The organism is Paenibacillus rhizoryzae (assembly GCF_059686995.1).
In genome coordinates, this window is the sequence record NZ_JCAALT010000006.1 from 548980 (window position 1) to 575404 (window position 26425).

Below are 26425 nucleotides of genomic sequence, written 5' to 3' on the forward strand. Positions count from 1 at the left end.
GGAGCGTTATCCTTGAGCATCAAACTGGTAGCTAAATTGGTCGCTTTACTCCTAACCGTAACTTTACTGCTGACCGGATGCTGGGATTACAAAAACATCGAAGAAGTCCTATATGTGACCGCCATCGGATACGATTACGACAAGGGGAGGACGATAGCATACGTACAGATCATAAGCCTATCCTCTAACAATGCCGAACAGGGCAGTTCGGGCAATCAACCTCAAATATGGGTGGGGCGAGGGGTTGGCAAGACACCTAGCGAGGCCGTGGGCGATTTGTATAGTACCGCTCAGCGTAAGCTTGAATGGAGCCACGTAAGATCGGTTCTGATTTCGGAACGTATGCTCAGCCATATGGGATCAAATGGACTTGATTCCTACAAAAGATACCGAGAGTTTCGATACTCATCATGGGTATATGGAACAAAGGAACCCATGGATCAGGTGTTAAAGGCACAGTCCTTTTTTGCGTTAAGTCCATTAACCACCTCCATGCAATCGCCGCGAGACAGCCATAGCCAACGTTCGATCTATCCGCTGCTAACCTTTCAAGAATTGGTACTCGGCATGCTTGATCCCGGTTATACAACTACAATTCCTGCGCTGGCGCTGGATACGGAGAAGTGGTCCAATGATCAAAACAAACGTGACCCGCATCTTAAAATAGATGGGATTTTCGTTATGGACGAAACCACGTCCCAGGGCTATATTTCAGAAAAAGGGATGATGGGACTGCGGTGGTTTGAATCCGATATGATTCGCACCCCTGTACAGGTCTCTAAAGGTATCGTATCCATGGAGAAGGCGAAATCGAAAATTACGTTCACCCGAAAAGGTGAAGAGGTTTTCTTTACGATTGATGTGACTACCCATGGAAATATAGTCGAATGGATGAGCGATGAAGGGGAAGAGTCATCCGTCGTCAACGAAGTTACTGAAAGCATTGCACGCGAGATAAGGAATACATACGAGATCAATATTAAGAAGGGAATCGATCTGTACAATTTCAGGCACCACCTCTTTAGAGGCAGGGTAAAGAACTGGAAAACGATTAAGATCAATGAATCCTCCTTAAAAGATGTAAACGTGAAGGTGTATATCGATCATGCAGGAAAAAGAACGATCTGATGAACGAAAAGGGATTATATAAGACTTCCCTAAAGATATGTTTTTTACAAATGTCCGATTTTCCCGGGTCTGGTAAATCAACGCTTGGCTTTGGCTGTTTTAAGAATTAGGGATTATCGTCTTCTATACAAACGTTTATCTTATAAGCTAACAAGAGTATGCATCGTGACACATAAAACCAAAACAGCAGCAGTCATTGGACGAGAAAATAAGTCCTTGACTACTGCTCTTTTGTCTTTCTAGCTGTATCTTTGTCAACCATGCCTTATATCACATCAGAATTTGAAGCATAGCAGTGACTACTCCGGTATGAGTGGCCAAGTGCCCAGATGTAGCGAGAAGCAATTCTTCATAATTACTAGCCTTAAGAATATTAGTCCTTACGGGAACGTCCAGCCTTGCTCTTAATGACGTGTGAATCAGATTGCGCAGATCTTCCAACTGAGCAATCAATCGCTCCCATGATGGCGGTTCTGAAGTCCAATTTGCTGGTTTCGTGCTGTATGTGAACATCTCTTGATAAGATTTCGGAAGTTTGAGCGGCCGCTCGATTGAACCATATATATGGTTCTCTGTAACGGTCAGTACATGCCCTAAATGCCAATGAAGACTAGTTTCGAATTTATTCGGGATCACATTGCGTTTGTCTTGTGGACATCTGTTCATTATTTCGATAAACGCGTCCAGTTGTCTGTCAAACTGCTGGATTGCAAAATCCGTTCTCATGATTCCAATCTTTCTTTCGAATGTTTTGAGAGCCCCTCTACTATAACCCCCCGATAAATGCCGCCCTTCAATCGATGCTGAAGAGCATCTTGATAAGCGGGACTGTAATACCACGCTTTTGCTTCCTCCATGTTCGGAAATTCCAGCACAGCTACACCTTCCACATCCGGCCCTTCAATGACTTCATGCGTTCCATACATAGCAAGAGGTTTCAGCGAATGACCGGCAAGACCAGCCGGCGCTTTAGTCGCGTAGATACCTAACTCTTCTATATTATTTGTTTTTTCTCTGATAAAAATAACGTATGCTGACATTCGAATATCAAATCCTCTCCAGATTATTTTAGCAAACACAATTCTATTAAAGAAGAGATTGCTGCTTGCATAAAACAACTATAGTCAAGAGAGATCGATTTGTATATTTCATAATAATAATAAAATCAATGAATAAAACTAATGAAAAACACAATACAGCCATAATCCAGTTAAGATAAGACTTAACTGAACTTTTCTTTAAGATAGCTGACGAATCTTTGGGTAGCCGGTGAAAGGAACCTATTCTTTTTGTATTGCAGACCAACTTCCCAAATCCACCCTTTATCCTGGATCTTGATCCATTGTAATCCCTTTAGCTCCAATCCAACTGTTCTTGGCAATACAGATACTCCGAGACCTGCCGAGACAAAACCCGCCACTGTCGGTAAATCATCAGCATCGTACGTAGAAGCCAAAGTGAAATTCATATGATGGACTCGAGCCAGGAGCGAATCCTTTAGTGAACAGTTTTGCTTTAAGCCTACAAACGGCTCTCCGCTTATCTCCTTCAAGCTAATGGATTCCTGATTGGCAAGCGGATGATCGGAAGAGACGACAAGGTAAAGGGGCAACGAAACAATCGGCAGCCACTCAAAGGTGTCTCCTTCGGGTTTTTCAGAGGTAATCATTATATCCGAATCTCCACTCTCAATCTGTTCTAATATTAATCCTTTGTCACCTTGCGACAATTTAAACGTAATTTGGGGATTGGCTTGCTGATACTCTCGGATGAGATGTGGAATTAGATCAACGCCCAAGATATTTAAATATGAAAGATGAATAAAACCTGAATTCGGATTTGAACACTCTTCGATTTCCTGTTTTCCGCGCTCTACCTCCTTCAGTATTTTCTCCACACGCTTTGCAAACATTGTACCGTATCGGTTAATTTGCAGATTTCTGCCCTTTCGTTCAAATAAAGGTACACCCAGCTCCGCTTCTAGTTTTGAAATCGAGTGACTTAGTGCAGGTTGTGTAACGGATAAGTTTTCTGAAGCTTTCGTTAAATGCTCCATTCGGGCAACGGCCAAGAAATACTCCAACTGTGTAAGCTCCATAACATCCCCCTGAGTAATTTTCTGTTATTATACATGAAAATTAATTATATAAACCATAGAAATCATGCATTAGACTCATCGGACATGCGTTGTTATGATTCAGATGTTCAGATTGACCTCACACCTTAGTCGCATTTCACAGAAAGGAAGATCATAAATGTTTCAGTTTTATTATTGGTTGCCACATTAGCAATAGTGTATGCAAACTATATGCTAATTCACGAAATCTCGGAATTGGTGAATAGACCAATACTTTATATAAAGGGGAATTATCATGTCAAATTCATTTAAAATTATACTTCTCGCCCTTGTTACTTTCTTCGTAGGGACTTCAGAGTACGTTATCGCAGGTTTTCTGGATATCATCGCAAAAGACACAGGAATATCCGTTGCATCTGCTGGTCAGCTGATTTCGATTTTTTCACTCAGCTACGCAATCGGTACACCAATACTTGTCGCGTTGACCGCTAGAATGGATAGAAAAAAGCTTCTGCTTGCATCACTGACTACTTTTGTTATCGGCAATGCAATGGTTATTTCCTTGCCTGGATACCTGCCGCTGCTTCTCTCAAGAATTGTTCTTGCTCTCAGTGCCGGCATATTTCTTACGATATCAATCACAATGGCTACTAAGTTGGCAAAACCCGAGAAAATCGGCAGCGCAATTTCTACAGTCGTAATGGGCTTTAGCACTTCCTTTGTAATTGGCATCCCACTTGGTCGATTGGTTGCTGCAAATATGAATTGGAAAATAAATTTTGCTGCACTGGGGATACTCGGATTGGCTTCTATTGTCGTATTGATGGCAGCCATCCCACGCACTAAAGGCGAAGCGCCTATACCGTTAGGTAAACAACTGGCTTTCCTTAAAAACACAAAGATTTTAATGGCGCTTGTTGTGATTTTCTTTTGGATTCTAGGTTACTCGATCGCTTTCACCTATATTACCCCATTTCTTCTGAATGCAGCCCACATGAGTACGAGCACAATTAGTGTAGCCTTGTTCATCTTCGGTGTTGCGAGCATGATTGGCGCTAAAATTGGCGGATCCGCAACGGATAAATGGGGAGTTCGAAAAACATTGCTTTCTGGTCTCATTATACACGCCATCTCTCTCGCTCTTCTTGCGCTTAGTGCTCACTCAGTTGTCGCTGTCTTCTTTGTTCTTGTGCTCTGGTCTTTGTCACTGTGGTCCTCTGGTCCAACTCAGCAGGTTAACCTAGTGAGTCAGGCTCCGGAAGCATCCAGCATTATGATCAGCTTGTATTCGTCAACGCAGCAGCTATCCATGGCAATCGGCGCTGGTCTTGGAGGTATTGTCCTTCAGAGCACGTCAATTAACACAGTTGTATGGTTAGGGTCACTTGGGGTAGCAATTGCTGCAATCATCGCGATCCGCGTTATTCGACCTGAATTCAACCGAAGCTACTAAGAACTTTGCTTACTTTACATGAAAAATAGTAATTAGAATCATTAAAATTATAGATTAGATTTATGTTTATAACCGGAGTATGCTACTGAATGTGATTGTAAAAATTAATGTTAACCCACAAGGAGGATATACAAGTATGAATTTTGCTTCGTATGAGAATGAGTTTCAAGGCAAACGGGCATTGGTTACGGGAGGAACAAAAGGGATGGGCTATGCAATCGTGAAGCGGTTGGCCTTAGCAGGAGCCACAGTGCTTACAACGGCGCGCACAATCCCGACTAACTACGATATTTCTGGAGTCCAATTCATTCAAGCTGATATTACAAAGCCCGAAGGCACTGCGGTTCTTGTCGAGGCTGTTAAAGAGAAGTTAGGTGGTATCGACATTCTAATTAATACTGTCGGGGGAGCCTCTACCCCTCCAGGCGGGGCATTAGCCTTAACCGAGGATGATTGGCTGGAAACGTTGAACATGAATTTGCTTGGTTCTGTCCGTTTGGACAAAGGTTTACTACCTATGATGGTAGCCCAAGGGAAGGGCGTCATTATTCATATAAGCTCTATTCAAAGAAAATTGCCCCTGTATGAAACGACTTTGGCATATGCTGCATCAAAAGCGGCGCTAACCAACTACAGTAAAGGACTGTCAAAAGAGTTCTCGCCAAAAGGAATTCGTGTCAATACGATTGCGCCTGGCTTTATCCAAACAGAAGCAGCAGATCGGATGATTGATCGAATTGCAACGGTCGCCGGTAGCCGTGATGCAGCGTTGCAGGAGCTTATGAACTCGCTCGGAGGTATCCCGATTGGTCGTCCTGGCCTGCCCGAGGAAGTCGCGGAACTCGCCGCTTTCCTGGTTTCCGAACGCTCAGCCTCTATTACGGGAAGCGAGTATGTCATTGATGGCGGTACAGTGCCTACAGTTTAATAGTTACAGTTATGTTCGTAAATAAAGGAGGAAATAATTATGATTCAATTACCAAACTCCATTAAAGCTTATTTTCATGCTGCGAATGATGAACAATTGGATTCGTTTCTTGATGCTTTTAAAGAGGATGCTTACATCTTTGACGATAACAGGGAATTCAAGGGTATTGATGCTATTCGTAATTGGTGTAAGACAGACATATTTGGCGCTCACGTTCGCTTTGAATTAACAGATGATTGGGAGCAAGACGGTACCTATGCTGTCGTCGCGTCGCTAGACGGAGAGTTTGATAAAACCAATCTCCCCGATCCATTTTTATTGAAGCATACGTTCAAGCTGGCTGACGGTAAAATACAAGAGTTGCATATTTCTTTGCCCTAACAAAGAAATCACTGATTTGTGCTCCTATTACGCTGGCAGATTACTATTTATATGCTTCAACATAGATAAGATAAATAATCGCTCTCTACTTGGCATTTCAAGCCTTGTGGAGAGCGATTATATTAATAAATGCATGATTTTGAAAAAGCGGCTTATAGAAACAAGGCTTCAGCATGCTCTGCAAGCCTCCGTTAGCATTTTGTGTTAGATAAAGTGACATTTAATATTTTATTTTCGTGAATTTTGTCGATTTTCACTTGAAACAAACGTAATACGAGCTATAATTGAACGATGATTGTTTAATTATGCCGAAAGGAATGTACGAATTGCCAAAAACATCACATTTCATGTTAGTTTTAATCGGATTTATGTTGTTCGTACTCTTATTCGCGTTGTTCCCCACCATGCTTCAAGCCGACTTGCGCGATGGCACTCTACAGTTTCATTGGGTAAACGGCATGGCAAGTATACGTCATTATCTCCGAGGTATCTTATCCGGTGAATCGTTTCATTTTTTAGCGGGCAGAACAGAGCATTCGTTCTGGGAGCAAATCGGCGATTATTTCAAAGTCTCGTTTTTTTATACTGCCATTGGCGGGGTGGCCGGTTTGACGGGTGGGATATTGCTCGGCGTGTATTTCGCGATTTCCCGATCCCGATGGATGAAGAGTGTTCTCGAACTTACGAGCATCTTGCCGGACTTCGTCATCGTTCTATTATTGCAGTTTCTCGTCGTGTACTTGGCATCGATAACCGGTATTGTCGTCTTCAAGGTGGCCAGCGTGTCCACGGACGATCCCGCGATTGCCCTACCACTGATCTCAGCCATCTTGATTCCGACCAATTACATGATCCGGAACGTGGCTCTACAAATGAACAACGCCTTCACGGAGGATTATATTACCTTCGCTAGAGCGCGCGGTCTCGGCAAATCGTACATCGTGTTCTTCCATGCCCTGCCGAACGTGCTGCCCTTTATTAAAGCAGATCTTCATAAATTCATGGGCATCCTGTTTGGCAACCTGTTTATCTTTGAATATCTGTACAACCTGAACGGCGTGACCCTGCTCGTCTTCTCTAATGCATTCGATTACAGCGGATATTAATACAGCTTTGTGGTCAACGGACTGTTCACGCTGCTTGTGCTGTACGCCATCGTGTACGCATTACTTCGCGCCGTCATCTTTGGATGGGAGAAGGTGATCGTTCGATGAACAAAACACTGTTAATCGGCTTGATCATTACAGCCTTCATGCTTTGCGCTTCCCTGTTCGGCAAATACGTCGCGCCTCATGATCTCAACGAGTCCGCACAGGTGAGCTCCATAGGCGGCGAGTTGATCGTTCCGCCGCTCCCGCCGTCGAAGGATTACCCGCTCGGCACCGACAAATACGGATACGATATCCTCGCCAAGCTCTTCGCTGGATCCAAGTACACCATTTTTGTCTCGGTCGCGGTTGCCTTCTCCCGCACAGCGATCGGCGGCGCAATCGGCATGCTGCTCGGCTACTTCGGCAAGGCGAAAGCGTTGCGCAATCACCGAATGCCAAACTGGAACATGCTGAACGGCATTCCCGTCTTCGTCATCGTCTGGATGATTATGATCGGTATAACGATGAATCCTGCATCTTCCGGGCCAACGATGGCGCTCATCCTAGCGTTCGTACTGACGATTCTCGGTATTCCTTCCATCGCCGGCACGATGAAGGACAAGACGGCGATCATCCGCGAGAAACAGTTCGTGTTGTCAGCCCGCTCGATAGGAGCCGATTCTTGGTCCATATTGCGGAAGCACGTCTTGCAGCATTTGAAGGAAAGTTTCCTTATCCTTTTCGTGCAGGAAATTGTGCTCATTCTAGGGTTGTTCGGACAGCTGGCGATACTGAACATCTTCGTCGGCGGTACTAAACAGCTTAGAGATCCGCTTGAATACATCAGCCGGACGAATGAATGGAGCGGCCTCATCGGTCAGTCGCGCAACTACCTGTTCGCGTACCAATGGGTACTGTTCATGCCACTCGCCGCTTATATTGTCTTCATCCTAGGCTTCCATCTTATCTCACTCGGGTTGGAGAAGCATTACCGCATGACATACGCGAAGGTATCGCAAATATAAGGCTTTCAAAAAACACGCAGGTGTGTGAACTGTCAGCCTCGGTTAGAATAAAAAACTGCATGACTCCTTTTGAAGTCATGCAGCATCCAGCAAGCCCCAGACGGTCGATATATGAATGAGCAGCGGATCAATCCACATCGCCCAAAAGCTCATTCAAATCAACTCCAAACCTCTTCCTTAATGCAATTAATGTTTCAGCCGAAGGTTTAGTTATATCTTTCTCAATTTCACTCATTCTTCCTTGCGAAATTCCTAATAATGAGGAGAATTCCACTTGAGTCATCTCATTAATTTACGTATCCTTTTCACACGGATAGGCTCCTTCATAAAAAGTCCCGATGATATGTAGAGCATCATCGGGACTTTTCTAGTTGATTAATAATCCAATGCATCAGTGGTTCCACAGTTTTTTCACTAGTTCCATACATCTTCTACTGGTTCCATAGTTTTTTACTGGTTCCACACATTTTTATCAACGGACCAATATGAATGCGTTAAATATTCCTTGTAACTGTAAAAGCATATATCTATTCACTTAATCAGAACTCTTGAAGAGACAATGTTTGTAACTTGATAATTTTCCACAGATAAATAAATATTGTAACTGAACAATTCGTATCAATTTAATGACACGGATTGTTTCTGAACTATTTTTAGTCTATATAGATTAAATATCTATTCTATATATCTTCGAAATCTGTTTCCTCTTCACTTATTTGAAGTACCCTCTAACGGAAACTTTGGTAAAGAGATCACTTCGTTTGATTCAAGAAACTGCAATAAACAATAACGCATTATTCTCTCTAAGCCCTTCAGTGTTGGAGCAGCATTTAAAGCTTTAAGGAAATCCTTCATCTCAGGATCATCACTCCTCCATTGACCTACTGGCATTTCGCAACCTTCCCTTTGTATATAATCACCAAAGGATTTACCTGTATGGACATAAGCGCTGCGAATATCATATGATGCCTTAACGGCTTTCTCGATAGTATCAGAACTTAATGCCCCAATTGGAACATCTGTAGTTTGTTCGTTTATCGTAAAAAACTCTGGATCCAAAAAATTTAAAAGTGAATGGGCAAATTTTCGTTTGACTTGATATAATCTGCTCTTAAGACTGCGAACCACAGACTCACCTTTCGGGACATGCGCTTCAATAATTCTAAACTGCTCCAATAGTGCCGAATCATAAAGCTGCTCTTCTGTATATTCATAGTAATTAGATAAAATCTCACCACATGTAATGAGATCTAAATATGCCCCCTCAGAATCCCCTTCTGCCCCTTGAAGTGCTTGTAAATAAAACCTTCCAGCTGCTGAAAAAGTATCTATTACCTTGCGGTTAATACTTTCGTCCATCAACAATGGGATCATAATTTTAAAATGCTCCAAATTAAGAGGAACACTGATATTCGCACGTGGTGAATGACTATGATAACCTTCAGAATATGAAGATAATAGTGGATAATTTCCAACGTCCGGAAGGTTGTAACTCCCATGTGTCTGCAACGATCCATTATCATCAAACCTCTTTCCAAATAGAACAGATAAACATATAAGGAAAAACTGCGAGTTATAGCTCGGAAATAGCATTGTACCTCCCTTAAAATCTCTATATGGGTCCGGTACGCGATAGGATAATATATAGTAGCTTCGAGAATACGGGCCTTCAATTGACTGCTCGTATTTCTTACCGAATGCATGGGTAATCAGAATATCACTGGATGCATACTCACCTACTAAACGGCTAGGTGTAGAAAACATGAAAGTCTGCACAGTTCTGGATGGCTTTAAACTAGCAGAAGGTATTAAACTTTGCGATGTTTTCCACCTTTTTATTTTCTTCGGAAATTGATGCATGATTCATGGCCCCTTGTGATGAAATCAAATCTTTTTCGGCATTAACATAATGCTATACCTCAAATCACAAAATCCTTATTCTATATTATCACACTGTCAGATAGTCCACTTGAATGAAAAAGCTTTGAAACCAAACAACTCTCACAAAATAAAGGTTATATTATGCGCCACTCTATCATATTCTTGAAAAAAGATTAAATGAGGTGTAGCAATGTTTGTTCAGTTATCTAGAACCGAAATACTCAACCTAGAGGCTAATAAGCTTGCACAGCAAATTGCACGATGGGAACGTATTGAAGAAGCAATGACATTTTATTCTGTGACAAGAGGAACTTTTTCTGGATATACAGAGCACTTCAATAATCTAAACTCAGCTTTTTCGACACCTGTGATAATATACCGAATTAAGAAGCCTACCAAGTAACTGGTAGCTTTTTGACGTGGTTACTCTAGAGCTTTAGAAATTCTAAAGTATCTCTTATCCAGCGCATCCTTACCACCTTCCATTACTTCACAAATGGCTTCCCTTACTTCCGTCTTTTGCAGGGCTCCACTAATTTGCTTTTGAATCTGTCCTCCTGCGAAATTCATCTGAATAATATTTTCAGCTGCTCCATTTACCGGTATATTAGGATTATGAGTAATAATGATAATCTGCTGTTTCACCTTAAAACCTCTAATGCCTGAAACGACTAGGTCCGTAATCCTTTTCGTATCTAAATCTTCCTCTGGTTGATCAATAATTATTGGTGAGTCCTCCAATAACAGCATCAAAGATAGCATAGCCGCAGTACGCTGTCCTGCTGACCCTGTTTCAATATCCTCTTCTCGGCTGTTTGAGTTAAGTAACTTTAATAAGATCTTATCCTCTGGGTACCAGATAACTAGTCTATCAATATCCTCTGGGGTGCTGTTTTTTAATGACTTTATATGATTAACAAATAATTTCCCCAAACCTTTGTTATCGATTTCGTCGGCCTCGATAAGCCTTTTTATAATTTTTTCCCTTTCTTCCCATGGATTCTCGGATAGCAGTCCAAGTAGGAGCCCTTTTTCTGGATTATAGTCTTCATCTCTATCCAGAATATCCTTAGCAAACTCTTTACCAGGTTTCCTAATTATATTTCTAAATGACGACTCAGCACTTGCAATGTCGCCCATTAATTTAAGGTGTATTTTCACACTAAGGTTACTACCTTGCCATGAAGTAATAAACGCTTGCCTCATCTCTCTCAAATTAATCTCATTATGCTCAATCTCTTGATAAATACCTTTTGAAGTTTCTTTCTGTTTTCTTAGTTGATTTTCGAGTATTTCTAATTCCCCTAACTTTTGTTCCAATATTCGCTTTTTCGAAGCAAATTCACTATACGAGTTAGGATTCTTTTCTCCATTAGATTCGAGAAGCTCTACGAAACTCTTATATTTCTGCTCCTGACTTTTCCTTTCATTTTGCCAAGATAAGTTTTCTACTTTCTGTACGACACCATTTTTAAACTCAACTAACTTCTGTAACAATTCATCAATATTTCGGACAATATGTAAAAATTCTTCTGACTCTCCTTTTATAACCTCAAAAGAATCATTATCCATAAATGAATAAATACTATGACCGAATATTAATCGTGGTGCATCACCTAATGTAGAATTTAAAGTCTCATAAAACTTATTAAGCTCATTGACATCATTATTTAACATGTCATGAACGTATTGTGAATGCTGAAACTCCTCCAGAATAGTTCTATGCCCTGACTCTTCATAGAGCTTCATTTTTGCTGTTATATCGTCTAACTCAGTTTTAATATTACCTTTTTCATTAATTTTAGAAATTAAATCTCTTTCTCTAGCCCGTGATTGCAACCATTTCTTTGAAAGACTTTCTTTCTTTTCAGTCCATGCAACCTTTTCAAGATTTTGGTCAACAATATTTAATATATGATTAGGATCCTCAGTTAAAGAGTACAAGTGCTTTTGACTAAAGATTCGAACAGGGAACCTATCATCAATATTGGTACTCTCCTCAGTTCTTACCCACTGAAAATCCTCATTCATTACCTCTTCAGTTATCTTATTTTCGTGCCAAGTCAGGGCAACATTTCTTCCGTCCTTTTTCATTTCCACACGTATTTGGGTTGATGATGTGAGCATTCCAGGTCTGCCACGTTCTCTTCTAATCTGATTAAATTCCTTAAATTCGTCGTTAATTCTTAATGGGAGACCTGAGGTCTTAGCTAGTGGTAATCTTAGGTATTCTATGATACTAGATTTTCCGGAACCCCTACCACCAATAATCGTGTTTAACCAGGGACTTAAGTTTATTTGCAATGGCGTAGATCTCCCTGCCTTTGCTCCGTCTCTAATTTCAATAGACTTAATGAAGAACCTAGAATGTACATCATTAGGATTCAAATCTGTAGAATCACTTCTTTTAACCCCATCTTCACCATCATGTAAAGCTAACCGAAGTGCTTCTAGGTTTGGCGTCTCCATCTTCACCCAAGTAAAATTTGATCCTGCCGTCTCTGGGTGGTGGCTATCCGAGCCTGAAACTTCTGTTAAACGCAACTTCATATCCTCATAAATTTGTGGCTTAGGGGTAGCATAATCACATACTTGCATTGCCAATAATCCACTTGAACTTAGACACTTTTTTAAGGAAGTACCTTCTTGGGAGTGAAATAGACCACGAGTTTGATCAACATGTGCTGGAATTGCAATACCTTTCATATTATTAATAATATCTACCACTTCGTTAAATGACTTTTCAGTGCAATCATCTGAATCACCTAAAGTTCCATAGTAACCGCATCTACTTAACAAATTACTGATGTGGGTTGACGATTCAGATGGGTCAAAGATTGCTAGAAGATGTATATTACCGTGAACAGTTATTTCAACACCTGGGAAAATAGTAATAGCTCTATACCCGAGAACATTCTCATTTTCCATTTGAAGTAATTCATTTTTTAGGCTGTCGATCCATTCACCTGAATTATGATCTGTAACTGCAACACAATCAATTTCTTTAATCATATAATCTAGTAACCATTCGCGTAGGGTACGCTTCTGCAATGTGGAAAAGTTTTGTCCTTTACCATAGTCTTTCGAGATAGGTGTGTGTGTATGAAAATCAAACTTCCACCAGTGGGCTCCATGAAATTCCAATTTATTACCTCCAAATAGGTCTACTAATCTCGATTGTTTAATGCAAGAGATATTAATTCTATGCTTGCGAATGTATTAGAACATTGTGCTTAAATACCAAAGAGCCCTAGATAATAGCGGGCTCTTTTTTCTCTGTATATGATTTCTTCTTAGTATTACTTTCTTTTTTTAGACGTCTTTATGCTGTAGCATTGTAAACAAAAGTAATGTTTCTCAGGTAAGTCATACAAACTACCATCGTCGCAATCTGTACCGGAGTAATAACACTTCCATGTTGTATTTATTTTATTTCCGAATTTCTGCTGGTATTCTGACTCTAACCAACCACCTTTCCACAAAACAGCACCACAATACAAGCACAGAGTAGATTTAATGTTCTTAGAGCCAATAGGATCTGCAAGTAGTTTTAACGCTTCTTCACCACAACATGGACATTGTATTAGGTGTTCTCCGGTACTAGCTGCCTGACTAATTTCATTTGATATCTCGGCAGTTCTATACTCTTTGTATCCAATCTGATTTGCTTTATGAATAATTTCTCCCAAAAAGTCAAAATAATCTTTGTGAGCATGAATATCGTAATTGTCGGGATTATTAATAAACTTAATTAAAAATGTAAAAATTTTAAACATTAGTTTTTGTATTTCTTTTTGTTTAACCCAGTCCCATTCAATAAACCAATGTTCAAGTTTGTTTCTTTCTTCTGAAAAACTCTTTATTAGAGCTTTTTCCTGAGCAGACACTGAAGATAGTAAAGTCTGTAGTCTCTCCATTGAATCTCCAGGAGAAACACTTCGTAAATCTCCATTCGCGAATTTCCCCAAATCGGCGGCCTTCATATCTGTAAATGTAAATGCAAAATGAAAATTAGCTAGTTTACACTTAAGTATTTTTTCTAACCCACTATGGAAGTAAGACACGGATTTATCAAGATATCTTTCATTCTGGTCAAGTATTTCTTTGGAGGTGTTTATATCAGGTACTGTAAAAGATGACATTTCTTCAAAGGCATACATTATGTAATCTAAGCCTTTTTTGAATAGCTTTTTCACATTATCATCGGTCATTCTTTATTCTCCCCACTTCTTATAGTGCATACGGTTATTTCCCACTATTTTACTATATGAATAGTTTTTAATAAAGACAAAACTAGGAGGCCCTCCTTCAAAAGGCGGGCCTCAAGTAGTGAATTATTGCTTCTTGTTCTAACTCGACTAGTAAGTAAGTTATACAAACTCATCAAATCCTGCCGTTAACCCTGCATCCTTCAGGGACTGCGCTGCAGCCTTTCCTTTTTCTAGCCCTTTTTTAACAATTGAAAGAGCATCTGTTACTCTCAATTTATTATTTTTGACTGAGGCACCTCTCCTAATCCTTCTGCCGGCATTTTTAGATTGAACACTGATAAGTTCGATTGCTTCTTCTGCATATGACTTCTTTATTGCCGTGATATCAGTCACATCAGTTTTAAGTATCCTTTTACCCAGTTCCTCCGCAGCAGTGGCTCCTATCCCAAGAATCTCCCCCAGTTTCATTAATTCAACCAACAAGTCCATATCTCCCCGTTGCTCTTGAGCACGTCTATGATCTATGGCTGCCTTCCCATATAACTCAACCGGTACTTCTGACTCAAGTACATACTGATTGATAGAAAGCCATTCAGGCTTCAAATCCTTTATTTTAGCTAGCTTCTCCCTGTTACCACTCCTCAACGCCCTAATCATTGGTTGAATAAGTTTCAAGTTTTCACTTGCGGCCTTTCTTACCATCTCAACACTAATGATTTCTTTCTTTGTTGAGATTGCCTTCCACTGTGAATGCATAAACAGTTTAACTGCAATATCTACAATTCCTTGTGATTCAGAATACAAAACCCCGCTCAATTCCTCGGTTCTTTCTGCGTAGTTTTTTGTCCATTGATAACTCCAGATTGAATTCAGCAAGACCTCCCACTCTTTACCTTTCGTTAGACGATCTAGAACCATATCCCCCATTCCTGATGCCCTTCTTGCCTGTGCAAAGACACTCTCAAATAAATAGGTGGCTCTTCCTGTCCCAACAAGCACAATAGGAATGCCTAAAACGTTAACCAACTTAGTGAAGAAATTTAGAGTCCTCTCTTCACCACCAGTCTTAGATAAGTTCAAGTTTTGAATTTCATCAATTACAAGAACACCTAAACAGTGCAATGAGGCGATCTGAGCCATTGGCACTGTCAGCGTTTCAGCTGTCGAGCGTTCCTTAACGTGAATATTTGAGTAATTCTCCTTCAATATTTCATCAACTGTGTGAAAAAAATCCACACATAAACTTTTAAGTGAGCCATCAGAAGGGCATTCAAGCTTCAGCCAGTTGAGTTGCTTGAGCATTCCCATTCCCTTGATGCTTTTGTGAAGAATAACTTGAGGATATGTGAGTAAAATTTTCTCGACTGAAGTTGATTTTCCTATTCCACTAGGTCCCAGAATACAAAAACCATTAGCTGATGCCCTATTACCAATAGTGTTGTAACCATTTTCATCTATGCCTTGCTTAAGAAGCTTCTGAATTCCTGTTGAGAACTGTCTTTGAAAAATGGGTAATGCTGGGTTTCTTGATACGTAACCTTGTCTAATCATTACTGAGAACCTTGTTTCCATATCGAAATGAAGAGGGAGTGGTTGCAGAAAGTTCTGGAGTTGGTATACGCAGTGCATCCGGATATTAGCCGGCCATTCGCGCTGCGAATGATCAAAATCTGGATATTGAGCAAAAGAATTTGCTACTTCCACGATTGATTTAATCTGTGGTTGTGACTCTATAAGAGGATTTCCTCTATATGCTGGAACCTGTTGCTCTGCATAATTTGCTTCAACCTGAGTTCCCTTTAAAATAGCTCTTCCATCAACATGTTTCATTTGTATTCCTCCGGTTGATTTCCGACATAAGGATATTATAGATTTCATCATCGTCGTCTTTACTCTCAACCTGATTCATACCTCTAAACGGGATTACTGCTCCTTTTAGTTCTGCTCCAACCGACTCTTCACCAAGCTCCCACACAACTTGGGATCTAGCCTTTTGATCAAGTCTGTTTTCATCCGTTTGACGTATGAGCTCTGCTTTGGATAAATCAGGATCACGTAATGCATCTGTTATTTTTGTTTCATTTTCGATAATTTTGCTAACCTCTGCAATTGTGTTAGCTTTCAGGTCCTTCTGCCCAGTCATGCTTTCCTGAATATTTGCTCGTTCTGCGATATGAAGGATCTCAACTTCTCTTTCACTCAGTCCGCCGAAATGCTTAGCATATTGTGGCAATAGATTACATTTAATGAACCCTAATCCGTCTTTATCCGGTATATAAATGTGATTATCGTTTCTCGGATCGTAAGTTATTTTAAGCTTCCACGTCCCCCTATTACGCGCCTTTTCAAACCATCCCTCTTCTATTGCCTTATCACATGTATAGCCCAACTTCAGTTTGCGAAAGTATATGCCTTTATCGTAAGTAACAGATGCAACAGCATTGGGCAGAAGATTCAGTCTAATAATATCTTCTGGTTTACTATGCAACCCAACATATCGATGTTTCATGCCCCAGTTCCATAAATTAATAGGGGTTGGAACCAGACCGGCCCTCACCATATCTTGATCCATCGGATAATCGGGTAATATTGAATGATTATATTCTCTAATCAGAAGAATCATAATTTGTAAGTAAGCTTCCAATGATAGTTTGGCGTCAAGACGATGATCTTTCTCTCCGCGTTCAGGTACACCTTTCTCTACACCGCCAGGGAGCATTGGACGAGCTCGACTATCCATAATGCGAAAGTGTTGCTCAATGAAAGGTTTAAAATCTCCTCTATATGGTGGTGTATTTGATACATCGACTCCTAGATTTTCTATTAAGTCTTCAACATAATCGCTTTCAAACTCACCACGGTCAGCCAATAAGCGTCTCGGTAAATATAGACTTGGCCAATCTTCACTTGATATTTCTATACCGTAATCCGCACAGAACTTAACCTTATCAACGCTAGCATTTTCTAGACTTATAATTGCAGTTCGCCAACTAATGTTCTCGAACCCTATCGAGAAACCTGAAACTAGACGACTAAATACATCCTTAGAGTAGTATGTTATTGGTTTCCCAACATTCAAGCGATTTAATGAGTGTACGAGATGAAACGTACCTATTGTTGCATCTATTTCATACTCAAAGCCCGGCCCATGGGCTCTTTCAGTTGCATTCCCTGTAGCAGCTCTCATTCTTAAATTGAAATTCCGCTCTCCAAAGCGCTTCTTTAATGCCTCCTTTACTTTTCTTTCTTTGTAGTAGTAGTACTTAAACTGTTCGAATCTTGGCAACTGCCCACTAGGTGGTAGAACAGGCTTCTTAATCCCATTCTCATAAAAATAGCCTATATTATATAGCTCATCGATCATTCGATCATAAGCATATTTTAAAGGATTTCTTTTTCGAGTATGATAGTGCCGGGCAATAGCTATTCGGAATAATTGTAGATCTTCTTCTGTGATATTGACACCAACTACTCGAGTTGGGTCAAGTAATGTTATAGCCGACTTCCTACCACGCTTTATTCCGGTTTTAGATTCACGAGATTTTCCAGGTCCGCCGCAGTTTTTATAATTGTTTAATAGTGCATTCTTTGTTTTACCGCCTCTCCAGTAACGGCGTAGCTTCCTATATATTTCAGTTTTATGGATTTTGGCGTTCGGTTCTTTGGCAATGTATTCGCTTATCATAATTCCGCGAAGCTTTGAGTCATAAATATCTGGTTCATCCAAGACAAGGTCACGAATTAGGTTCCATGCTTTATCTCTGGATTGAATGTTCTTCTGGGTTGGTGAATCAAAAGCCAAAGCAGCAATATAAGGATCACTCTCTAAAATCCTTGCTCTATTCTGAGAGAGGCTTTCTACCACACTTGCATAACTGTTCCATTCCGGTAAACTCGACTTGTCGTCTAAATTAATAATAACTACTTGTTCCTTATCATATGATATCCAAAGGATTCGTTCTGTTTTAGTACTCCTATTTTCTTCATCAAAGTATTCAATAATTGCATTTTTCACGAGATCCATTATAAGTACCTCCTATCCCAATTGGACAGACTGGTTGAAAGTCTGAGGAATAGCCGTTTGATCACTTACAGAGATATGAATAATTTCCGATGGATTTATCTTCTTATACATGTCAGTGGACCATTTTTTTGTTGCGAGCATGTGCTGCACGATAAACATTGATGAGCCGATAGACAAGCCTGTTTTCTCATCAAAATCGATTGTAATCGATGATAAGGGTCTATTTTTTTTTCGTATCTCAGATAGCAACTTAGGTGCAAGTATATCGATAAGCTTCTGATTAACTTCTTGAGGAGCGAATTCCAACAACCTTGATCGATGAAGCCACTCTACATTGAGCACAAAAGCCTTTGGAAGTTCTCGGTCCGTAACAACCTTCCAATTAATTCCCAGTTCGAGGTAATATCGTTGCTCAATGGTAAGCTTCTCAATAGTTCTTATATCCATATCCCCCGCATGTTTTAATGTACGAGCAAACTGCGTCTCATCGCTCTCTGTCAGCATAAAATCTGTTGTTAGTACAATTTCTTCCTTTGTTTTAGGGTCTTTGGGATGTTCAATGCCTAACTCTTTAGCAATCTCAATTGTTTTTTGAAGAGGTAATAAAGGGTACTGCTCCCTTATATCAGTAATGCGGTCAGACCAATCCACCATGTAAAAATAAGATCGTTCAAAATTTGACATGGTGTGATGAATTCTACCTACCGTCCAGCTTTTAATTCTGGTAACTACCCCGTTCGAGGGGACATCATGTATAGTGAGCCAAGGCTTATAATCTTTACCGCTACCTTGGCCTCTGCCTTCCTTAATACGCTTTTGTATCTTTGCATCAGTCCATGCCCGATCTCTTTTCGCCATGTTATACCTCCTAATACATTTTCCATGCTTACACACTGGTCAGTTAATGGCAGGAGTAGCGTATTCTAAAAAATTCTTCGAAGAACCAAATAAGTATCTTATTTGCAGGAGATGTACAAGAGGGTTTGTTTTAGATTTGCTAATGTTCCCCCTTGATAAAGCAAGACGCGATATTAAGTATGCAATGGTAAGTTCAACTATTTGTAAATTCTCAATCTTGAAGTAGGAGACTAGATCGTCAGATAATGTAAAACTTTTCAGAACATACTGATTCTCACTAATTGTTAAATAGCCTTTTAACACTAACTGGGCATCATACTTTTGTTGTGTTACCTGTTGAGGATGTTCTTTTATATCCAATAAAGACTTGCAATCAATTGCTAGGTTCATTAAAAAAACTGTAGTATCATTATACTCTGGTATTTTAGTTGTAAGAGTTACTCCACAATGAGGACAACATTCCGAGGTTGGTTGGAATACCATATACTCGATATCAGCTAATGGCAGGCTACATGAGGGACAATGAGACAGCGACTTTGACTACAACATCATCCTCGAAGATCGCACGTACGAGGTCGCCAAGGAAATCACGGAATACTTAAAAAATACGGATAGAATGCAGAAAACAATTGTTTTCTGCGCTAACGAGGATCATGCCGAGCGGATGAGAATCGCGTTGGTTAACCTTAACTCGGATATGGTAAAGAACAACCCGGATTATGTGGTTCGCATAACAGGCAGTGATGTATATGGCAAGAGCAAACTCGATTATTTCATCTCCGTTTCTGCTCCGTACCCTGTGATTGCAACTACATCGAAACTTCTCTCCACCGGTGCGGATTGCAAGATGACGAAGTTGATTGTCCTCGACCAGATGATTGGCTCTATGACTGAATTCAAGCAGATTATCGGTCGTGGTACTCGGCTCCGTGAGAAGGAAGGAAAAACACACTTTATTGTCATGGATTTCCGCAATGTAACACGACTGTTTGCCGACCCTGAGTGGGACGGACCCATTGAGCAAGATCAGACGGCTGGATGGCAATGTCCATCCTGAAGCGATCTTCCATTCTGACCAAGGCATGTACTACACACATCCTAAAAATCCGCCTCCTCGTTGCAGAGGCTGGGTTTAAACAATCAATGTCCCGGAAAGGAAACTGCTGGGACAATGCCTATATGGAGTCGTTCTTCGGTCACATGAAAGACGAACTTGAGTACAACGATTGCAAATCCCTTGCGGAACTGCGCATACGGATCAATGAGCACATTAATTATTACAATTCTGAACGCTTCCAATGGACATTAAAAAAGATGACTCCTGATGAGTTCAGGAGCCATCTTCTAACTGCGTAATACGGAAAAGTCTTTTTATAGACTGTCTCCTTTACGGGTCACAGTTCACACATGCCAGGAGCATCCGTTTCCTACTTGATTATAAGCTCTTGTTAGAAAAAGTTCTCTCAAAGTTGTTTCACCTCCAAAATCGAGGTGCGGACAAACTAGCGTCCCTTGAGTCCTTGTCAGGTAATCATGACGACTTTACAAATAATGCTCATCACAAGAACCTTCCTTTACGATCTTGAATTGGACGGTCCCTTCTGGCCTACAGTCAATAGGGGTTCAACATTGCCCAATCCGCCGGGGGATTGCCAAAATCTGGAATATCCATCCACTCACCTTCCTTGAGTGACGATTGGTGGGCGATCAAGCCGGGGGCGCAATATTTCGCTGCGCTCCATGCGTGATTCGGGGGCAAAGTGCCTGATACAACAGATTTCACGAAGTCGTCGACCAGGAATTGATGGGAGCCGAAATGTCCGTTCGGCTTGTCGATGAATTCCGCAGGAAGACGATCTGCAGGGTGAACTTTCGCCGTACCCTTGAGGAAATCGCCTTGCAGCTCTTTGCTGACATGAGCTATCGCTCGTGCACTTTCTTCATCCAGCCACCCATTGCATGCGATAAGGTCGCTTATATCCGTCAACTCATGCGACAACGACGACCATAGCTGCGATAGACCATGTTCCTCGAAGCTGCCTTCGGTTCCGAACATGCTCAGATAGACGCTGTTCTTCCCTGACCAACCAGCCCTGCGGAGCTCATTGAAGCGACAAACGCCGCCATCCGAAGTCCGAACCAGAGCGGTCTCATTGCTGAATGGGTTGTCCCATAAATTGTTGCCTTTGCCAAACACACCATCGCCGCTTTGATCCACGTATCCGAGACACGCCACCTTCGTGGCCCGAGCACCAGTTACGGATAGAATCATACTGACCGAGTGAGTCGGATAATACATCGGCGGTATGCCGGCCACCCGTTTCCAGCGCTCGCCGCCAGAATACTTGTATGCATCGTAGAACCCGTGAGCCATATCGTGGATATACTGCGCTTCTCCGTAAACAAAGGAACCGAAGTCACCCTTGGCGAAGCGGTCACGGCAATAGATCGTGCTCGGATAATAATAACTCGTTTCACCCGTCATATAGATGAGCCGACGGCGTTCCACTTCCTCGATGATCGCCGATATTTCTTCCAGAGTTTGTGCCATCGGCACGGCACAATAGACATGCTTGCCTGCCTGCAGCGCTTGCAACGTATGTTCCCCGTGTAAATGACGCTGCGTAAAGATAGCGATCGCATCTACATCGCTGCGGCACAAGCCCTCGAGAGAGGAGAACGTGTTCGAAATCCCGAAACGGCGGGATACTTCATTCAGGCGCTCGGGAACAATTTCCGCCAAATACACATCGTCCACCAGGGGATGTGCCTGAAACAGCGGAATGAAGCAAGGGGCGAACTGACCGCCGGCGCCCAATACACCTATTTTTAATCCCATCTTCATAGCTCCTCTTGATTTAATCAGTGCGGATAGACATTGGCGAATTCCACGCCGCAAGGGCCTCCCGTGGCGTTCGGTTCTTTATTGATGACTGTGCCGTCCACGTGGTACAAGGGCGGTAGTAGTCTGCAATCTTGGTCAAGGAATTGTTTGCGTAATTGCAAATGAATGCCCGACGAAAGCGGTTTTTGCTCTTGTTGCGATAGGAGCCGTGAATCAGGTTGCCGTTGAGAAAGAGTAAGTCTCCCCGATCCTTAATTGTGGGTATAGCTTGACGATCCTTCGGCGGTTTAACAAAGTGTGCCGCGAACGATTCGTTGCTGTCCACTTCCTCCGGGCAGACAATGTCGTAATCTTGCGTCTTCGGCACGATCAACATGCCGCCGTTTTCCTCGTTAACTGGAGAATGTCTTGATCTAGAAGATCTGATAAATACTATATCTCCTCTTCCTTACAACCCCTTTTATATTATTTATTCGTTTATTTGAAAAAGTCTTGAGATCTGAAAAAATAAATTGAAACGGATCCTTCTTCCTGCAAATCCAGGAGCTAAACTTTGCAGACTTCCTCGCTAAGACTCTTCACGATGGCTTTCCCTAATCCTTGCGCACCGCCCGTGACGATTGCCGTCTTATTCATTAACCCTCGCATGCCGGCACTTCCTCCCCTGTGACCTACTCCGACTGTCTTTCCAGCTCCAGCACCATGACGCCGGGCGATTCGCTTATCGTGATCGTAATCCCGGCTCTTAGCGCCTCCCCGGAGAAAACGCCGATTGGTTTTTCCTCAGTCACGCTGGTTAAGAGGAAGTTGGCATTTCCCTGTACCCAAGGCATGGGCAGCGTATCGGACTCCACTTGGCTGTGTTCCGGTCTGAACACGAGAATCAGCCCCTCGCCGAATTCATCTACTTTCGCAGCACCGTCCCATTTTGCCGCAAAGGTATCGATTCTTCCCGCTTCATAATAGGAATACGGGTCATATCTCCGGTCCCGATGGTCGGGGGTATCCGGGTGAGGAAACACATCGGAAGCTTTGAAGTCTTCGTAAAAATCATGTTTGCCGCGATATGTTTTTACCCATGAGATCCATTTGCGGTAATGTTCCTTCTCCGCTTGGGTCAGCTTCCGCAGATCGCCGTAATACAAGCCGTGAGACAGCAGCGCAGACCAAAAACCGTAAGATCGGGATACCGGGTCTGTCAGATGGCAGGACCCAAAGTTTAACGTATACCCGGGTACGACTCTGCTGCGCGTGTACAAGATGCGTCTCAACATATCGATCCACTTGGTGTCTTCATTGATAATCCGTCCGATATCTGACAGATATTATATGATGAGCACTAAATAACAACAGCAGCCTTAGACGCAATAAAGTAGTCTAAGACTGCTGCAGCTATTCCTCTACCCTTTTAAAATCCATTGAAGTTCTTCACATATTTGTTCATAACAATTCAAATTGTCATAAATGATGAACGTGCTTGAGGGATTGTTTCTGGACGAATATTCGTAGAGCAGGATAGAACCGTTCTCTAATTGCCACGCCGTATGAATGCGGATCACCTTCTCGCCTTCCACCATCATTTCATTGACAATGCTACGAATGATTTGATTGGACGATAATAGATGTTCTCTATCCTTCACACAGCTATTCACAGTATCCCTCCATTTCTATGTTACGGCTTGATGGTCTTAGGAACTATATTGTTCGTCACTTACTTTCTCCAGCCATTCAACCGCTTTTCCGTCAAGGCGTTCTTGAATGGCAATATGTGTCATCGCTGTGGTCGGAGATGCACCATGCCAATGCTTCTCACCTGGCGGGAACCAGACTACGTCTCCTGGACTGATTTCCTCAATTTGGCCACCTTCGCGCTGGACGCGTCCTTTTCCAGCGGTGACGATCAGCGTTTGTCCCAATGGGTGCATATGCCATGCAGTCCGTGCCCCCGGTTCAAACGTTACGCTTGCTGCAGCTACTCGCGCTGGATCTGTTGCTTCAACTAAGGGATCGATGCGAACTGTACCTGTAAAGTAATCCGATGGTCCTTTGCCCGAAGGTTGTGTTCCAACTCTTCTGATTTCCATAATTAATTCCTCCATTTGGACTGTGATTCTACTAGCAAAAAGTTGGCTTGTACCAAAGACATTAAAGGTAACCTCCCACGTTGCGTTTAGAAATGACCAACGACTCGGTGCGGTACATACGGTTCTTCTAGAAAAGCGATCTCTTCGGGTGTTAATGTGATGGAAAGCGCGGCTTTCGCATCTTCGAGATTGGAAATTTTCGTAGCACCCACGATAGGCGCGGTTACTGGATCTTTATGCAGCAGCCACGTTAGTGCAATATGAACTCGGCGAACACCATGCTGATTCGCGAGACTTGCAACCCTGTCTATAACCAATTGATCTGCGTCTATTGTTGCATCGTACTTTTGTTTTGCTATTTCATCAGTTTCTGCACGATGTGTTGCTTCCTCTCTCGCCAATCTCCCTCCAGCGAGCGGGCTATAAGGAATGATTCCGATCTTTTCTTCCTTGCAAAGCGGTAGCATCTCCCGTTCTTCTTCACGGTAGATGAGATTTAAATGGTTTTGCATCGATACAAACCGCGTCCACCCATTCCGCTCGGCGACATGTAACGCCTTCTGAAACTGCCACGTCCACATGGCAGAAGCACCAATATATCGTGCTTTCCCAGCCCTTACTACGTCGTGAAGCGCCTCCATGGTCTCTTCAATGGGCGTATGGTAGTCCCAGCGATGAATTTGGTATAAATCAACATAGTCGGTTTTCAAACGTTTTAGACTCTTATCGATTTCGCTCATAATCGCTTTGCGGGAAAGTCCGGCACCATTGGGCCCTTGATGCATGCGCCCATGGATCTTGGTTGCAATGACAATTTCATCGCGGTTTGCATAATCTTTTAAAGCCCCGCCAACTATTTCCTCGCTTGTTCCGTCCGCATACACATTAGCTGTATCGAAAAAATTGATTCCAAGCTCGAGCGCTTTTTTTATAATTGGACGAGCTCGCTCCTCATCAAGCACCCATTGATGATGCCCTTTCGTGGAGTCGCCAAAGCCCATACAACCAAGACAAATCCGGGATACATCCAAGCCGGTATTCCCAAGTTTCGTGTAGTCCATTTTCTTCTTCCTCCTTATTTCCTCTAATCATCCACCTGGATAATCTGCTTAATTTCTCTGTATTCGAATAATCTTCAAAAGTTAATGTTTGCGACTAGCCCTGCTTGTCAACAAAACCTTGAACCCCGTCGAGGCAAATTTGTTTGACGAGTTCATATCCGATTCACCTATTCGCCCCAGTAACAAGAGCTGTTGACTTATCCTTCACCTTTGAGTTCCCAGAATTGACCATTCCGATATATTCTTGGATAAATTGTTCCGACGCTTAGGATTAAGAACAAGATTCCCCCAAGTACTACGTATTGCGTACTTACACCGGTTATGAATAGCCCGCATACTGCTGCACCGATCGTAGTACCTAAGTTAGCTGAGGTCAGAAAGATACCATTCGCGAACTCAGGAGCTTCTGGTGCTGCAGAAACGATCCAATATTGATTGATATTTCCTCCTATGCCGCCCAATATCCCCCAGATCACGATTATGAAAGCCATAGGCATACTGAACTGTCCCAAAATGAAAAGCAGGATGTAAACTGCAAGCATTGCGAACAAATAAGACAGAACCGTTCTAGATGGACTCTTCGCCAGCAGCTTCCCAGCGACCATGTTTCCAACAATGTTGGCCACACCGTACATGAACAACATCAAACTGATTGTGTTCCAAGCATAATGCGTCACGGTTTTCAGATACTCGCCAAGGTAACTGTACACCCCGAACACGGCTCCGTTCATGAAGATAACACCGGCAATGGAGAACCAAGTCATTCCTCTTCGTAGAACACGCAATTGAGTACCGTAAGTGAGCCTTGTCGAAGCAGGCATTGAAGGTACGAACAGTAGTGTCGCGATGAAAGCGATCAGTGTTACTGCGGCAAAGAACAACATCGCATAGGAAAGCGAAGTGGCGGATGCGATTACACTTGAAACCGGTACGCCGAGCACCATTCCCGCAGACACGCCAATGAATACTTTTGCAACCGCCTTTGAAGCATCTTCCTTGCTGACAGTTGCTGCTGCGACTGTAAACGCCAATGAACAATAAACCGGATGGAAAAAGCCCGGAATAACCCGTGCAACCAATAACACCATGAAATTTGAAGTGAAGGCAGAAACAAGGCTGCCTGCAATAAAGATGCCAAGCACAAGCAACATCACATACTTACGGTTCATCCCCGAGAAGAGTAATGGCAATATCGGCCCAGAGACGGCAACTGCAAGCGCAAATAAACTCACGATTAACCCTGCGGATGGGATGCTCACATGGTAATGATCCGCTATCAGTGGCAAGATACCGATCACGCCCATTTCGGTATTAAGGATACCGAATACACCAAGGGTCAAGATATAGACAAGCAATTGATTTCGCTCAGTTTTCATAA

Annotated in this window: 23 protein-coding genes and 1 pseudogene; 8 read left to right on the forward strand and 16 right to left on the reverse strand. The window is 42.2% G+C overall.

Annotated features, from left to right (window positions below):
• Positions 1-12 precede the first annotated feature (12 nt).
• Positions 13-1128 carry a Ger(x)C family spore germination protein gene (locus tag AC6ESO_RS20385; RefSeq protein WP_497092970.1) on the forward strand — a complete coding sequence of 372 codons (1116 nt, stop codon included), beginning with the start codon at positions 13-15 and terminating at the stop codon, positions 1126-1128.
• Between the two features lie 270 nt (positions 1129-1398).
• Here AC6ESO_RS20385 and AC6ESO_RS20390 read toward each other — a convergent pair whose 3' ends face one another.
• From AC6ESO_RS20390 to AC6ESO_RS20400, 3 genes are all read right to left on the reverse strand, one after another.
• Entirely contained in the window at positions 1399-1854 is a 456-nt protein-coding gene (locus AC6ESO_RS20390; protein ID WP_497092971.1) for a DinB family protein, read from the reverse strand.
• On the reverse strand, positions 1851-2168 hold the full coding sequence (locus AC6ESO_RS20395) for a DUF1330 domain-containing protein (protein WP_497092972.1): 318 nt from the start codon (positions 2166-2168) through the stop codon (positions 1851-1853). Before AC6ESO_RS20395 ends, AC6ESO_RS20390 begins: the two co-directional genes overlap by 4 nt.
• Positions 2169-2350: 182 nt before the next feature.
• Positions 2351-3226, reverse strand: coding sequence for a LysR family transcriptional regulator (locus AC6ESO_RS20400; RefSeq protein WP_497092973.1), 876 nt, complete (start codon positions 3224-3226; stop codon positions 2351-2353).
• Positions 3227-3500: 274 nt separating this feature from the next.
• Between AC6ESO_RS20400 and AC6ESO_RS20405 the strand changes: the two genes are divergently transcribed.
• The 5 genes from AC6ESO_RS20405 (at position 3501) to AC6ESO_RS20425 (ending at position 8083) form a co-directional block, all read left to right on the forward strand.
• On the forward strand, positions 3501-4658 hold the full coding sequence (locus AC6ESO_RS20405) for an MFS transporter (RefSeq protein ID WP_497092974.1): 1158 nt from the start codon (positions 3501-3503) through the stop codon (positions 4656-4658).
• A gap of 136 nt (positions 4659-4794) precedes the next feature.
• Positions 4795-5586 (forward strand): SDR family oxidoreductase, encoded by a 792-nt coding sequence (locus AC6ESO_RS20410; protein WP_497092975.1) that lies wholly within the window; start codon positions 4795-4797, stop codon positions 5584-5586.
• A gap of 39 nt (positions 5587-5625) precedes the next feature.
• Entirely contained in the window at positions 5626-5967 is a 342-nt protein-coding gene (locus AC6ESO_RS20415; RefSeq protein WP_497092976.1) for a nuclear transport factor 2 family protein, read from the forward strand.
• A gap of 326 nt (positions 5968-6293) precedes the next feature.
• A complete protein-coding gene (locus tag AC6ESO_RS20420; protein WP_497092977.1) occupies positions 6294-7073 on the forward strand; it encodes an ABC transporter permease subunit in 780 nt (259 codons plus the stop codon).
• A 104-nt stretch (positions 7074-7177) separates the two neighbouring features.
• The gene (locus AC6ESO_RS20425) at positions 7178-8083 is read left to right on the forward strand and encodes an ABC transporter permease (RefSeq protein ID WP_497092978.1); all 906 of its coding nucleotides are present in this window, start codon (positions 7178-7180) and stop codon (positions 8081-8083) included.
• A gap of 127 nt (positions 8084-8210) precedes the next feature.
• Here AC6ESO_RS20425 and AC6ESO_RS20430 read toward each other — a convergent pair whose 3' ends face one another.
• The 7 genes from AC6ESO_RS20430 to AC6ESO_RS20460 all read right to left on the reverse strand — a co-directional run bounded on the left by AC6ESO_RS20430 (position 8211) and on the right by AC6ESO_RS20460 (position 19057).
• Positions 8211-8366 (reverse strand): helix-turn-helix domain-containing protein, encoded by a 156-nt coding sequence (locus AC6ESO_RS20430; RefSeq protein WP_497092979.1) that lies wholly within the window; start codon positions 8364-8366, stop codon positions 8211-8213.
• Positions 8367-8791: 425 nt separating this feature from the next.
• Entirely contained in the window at positions 8792-9943 is a 1152-nt protein-coding gene (locus tag AC6ESO_RS20435) for a hypothetical protein (RefSeq protein ID WP_497092980.1), read from the reverse strand.
• A 444-nt stretch (positions 9944-10387) separates the two neighbouring features.
• Positions 10388-13108 (reverse strand): TrlF family AAA-like ATPase, encoded by a 2721-nt coding sequence (locus AC6ESO_RS20440; RefSeq protein WP_497092981.1) that lies wholly within the window; start codon positions 13106-13108, stop codon positions 10388-10390.
• 155 nt (positions 13109-13263) lie between these two features.
• Positions 13264-14175, reverse strand: coding sequence for a hypothetical protein (locus AC6ESO_RS20445; RefSeq protein WP_497092982.1), 912 nt, complete (start codon positions 14173-14175; stop codon positions 13264-13266).
• A 159-nt stretch (positions 14176-14334) separates the two neighbouring features.
• A complete protein-coding gene (locus tag AC6ESO_RS20450) occupies positions 14335-16005 on the reverse strand; it encodes an ATP-binding protein (RefSeq protein WP_497092983.1) in 1671 nt (556 codons plus the stop codon).
• A complete protein-coding gene (locus AC6ESO_RS20455; protein WP_497092984.1) occupies positions 15992-18199 on the reverse strand; it encodes a TnsB C-terminal domain-containing protein in 2208 nt (735 codons plus the stop codon). The genes AC6ESO_RS20450 and AC6ESO_RS20455 overlap by 14 nt, the downstream gene beginning before the upstream one ends.
• A 12-nt stretch (positions 18200-18211) precedes the next feature.
• Positions 18212-19057 (reverse strand): TnsA endonuclease N-terminal domain-containing protein, encoded by an 846-nt coding sequence (locus tag AC6ESO_RS20460; RefSeq protein WP_497092985.1) that lies wholly within the window; start codon positions 19055-19057, stop codon positions 18212-18214.
• Between the two features lie 529 nt (positions 19058-19586).
• Between AC6ESO_RS20460 and AC6ESO_RS20465 the strand changes: the two are divergent.
• Together AC6ESO_RS20465 and AC6ESO_RS20470 are read left to right on the forward strand one after the other, a co-directional pair.
• Positions 19587-20069, forward strand: a pseudogene (locus tag AC6ESO_RS20465) (type I restriction endonuclease subunit R); the annotation flags it as partial.
• A 167-nt stretch (positions 20070-20236) separates the two neighbouring features.
• Positions 20237-20413, forward strand: coding sequence for an IS3 family transposase (locus AC6ESO_RS20470; protein ID WP_497093015.1), 177 nt, complete (start codon positions 20237-20239; stop codon positions 20411-20413).
• Between the two features lie 256 nt (positions 20414-20669).
• On the opposite strand, the gene AC6ESO_RS20475 is transcribed toward AC6ESO_RS20470, so the two are convergent.
• The 6 genes from AC6ESO_RS20475 to AC6ESO_RS20500 all read right to left on the reverse strand — a co-directional run bounded on the left by AC6ESO_RS20475 (position 20670) and on the right by AC6ESO_RS20500 (position 26423).
• Positions 20670-21896 carry a Gfo/Idh/MocA family protein gene (locus AC6ESO_RS20475; protein WP_497092986.1) on the reverse strand — a complete coding sequence of 409 codons (1227 nt, stop codon included), beginning with the start codon at positions 21894-21896 and terminating at the stop codon, positions 20670-20672.
• Positions 21897-21915: 19 nt separating this feature from the next.
• A complete protein-coding gene (locus AC6ESO_RS20480; protein ID WP_497092987.1) occupies positions 21916-22278 on the reverse strand; it encodes a phytanoyl-CoA dioxygenase family protein in 363 nt (120 codons plus the stop codon).
• A gap of 295 nt (positions 22279-22573) precedes the next feature.
• A complete protein-coding gene (locus AC6ESO_RS20485; RefSeq protein ID WP_497092988.1) occupies positions 22574-23176 on the reverse strand; it encodes a hypothetical protein in 603 nt (200 codons plus the stop codon).
• A gap of 414 nt (positions 23177-23590) precedes the next feature.
• On the reverse strand, positions 23591-23986 hold the full coding sequence (locus tag AC6ESO_RS20490) for a (R)-mandelonitrile lyase (RefSeq protein WP_497092989.1): 396 nt from the start codon (positions 23984-23986) through the stop codon (positions 23591-23593).
• 86 nt (positions 23987-24072) lie between these two features.
• The gene (locus AC6ESO_RS20495) at positions 24073-25047 is read right to left on the reverse strand and encodes an aldo/keto reductase (protein ID WP_497092990.1); all 975 of its coding nucleotides are present in this window, start codon (positions 25045-25047) and stop codon (positions 24073-24075) included.
• 197 nt (positions 25048-25244) lie between these two features.
• Entirely contained in the window at positions 25245-26423 is a 1179-nt protein-coding gene (locus AC6ESO_RS20500) for an MFS transporter (RefSeq protein WP_497092991.1), read from the reverse strand.
• Positions 26424-26425 lie beyond the last annotated feature (2 nt).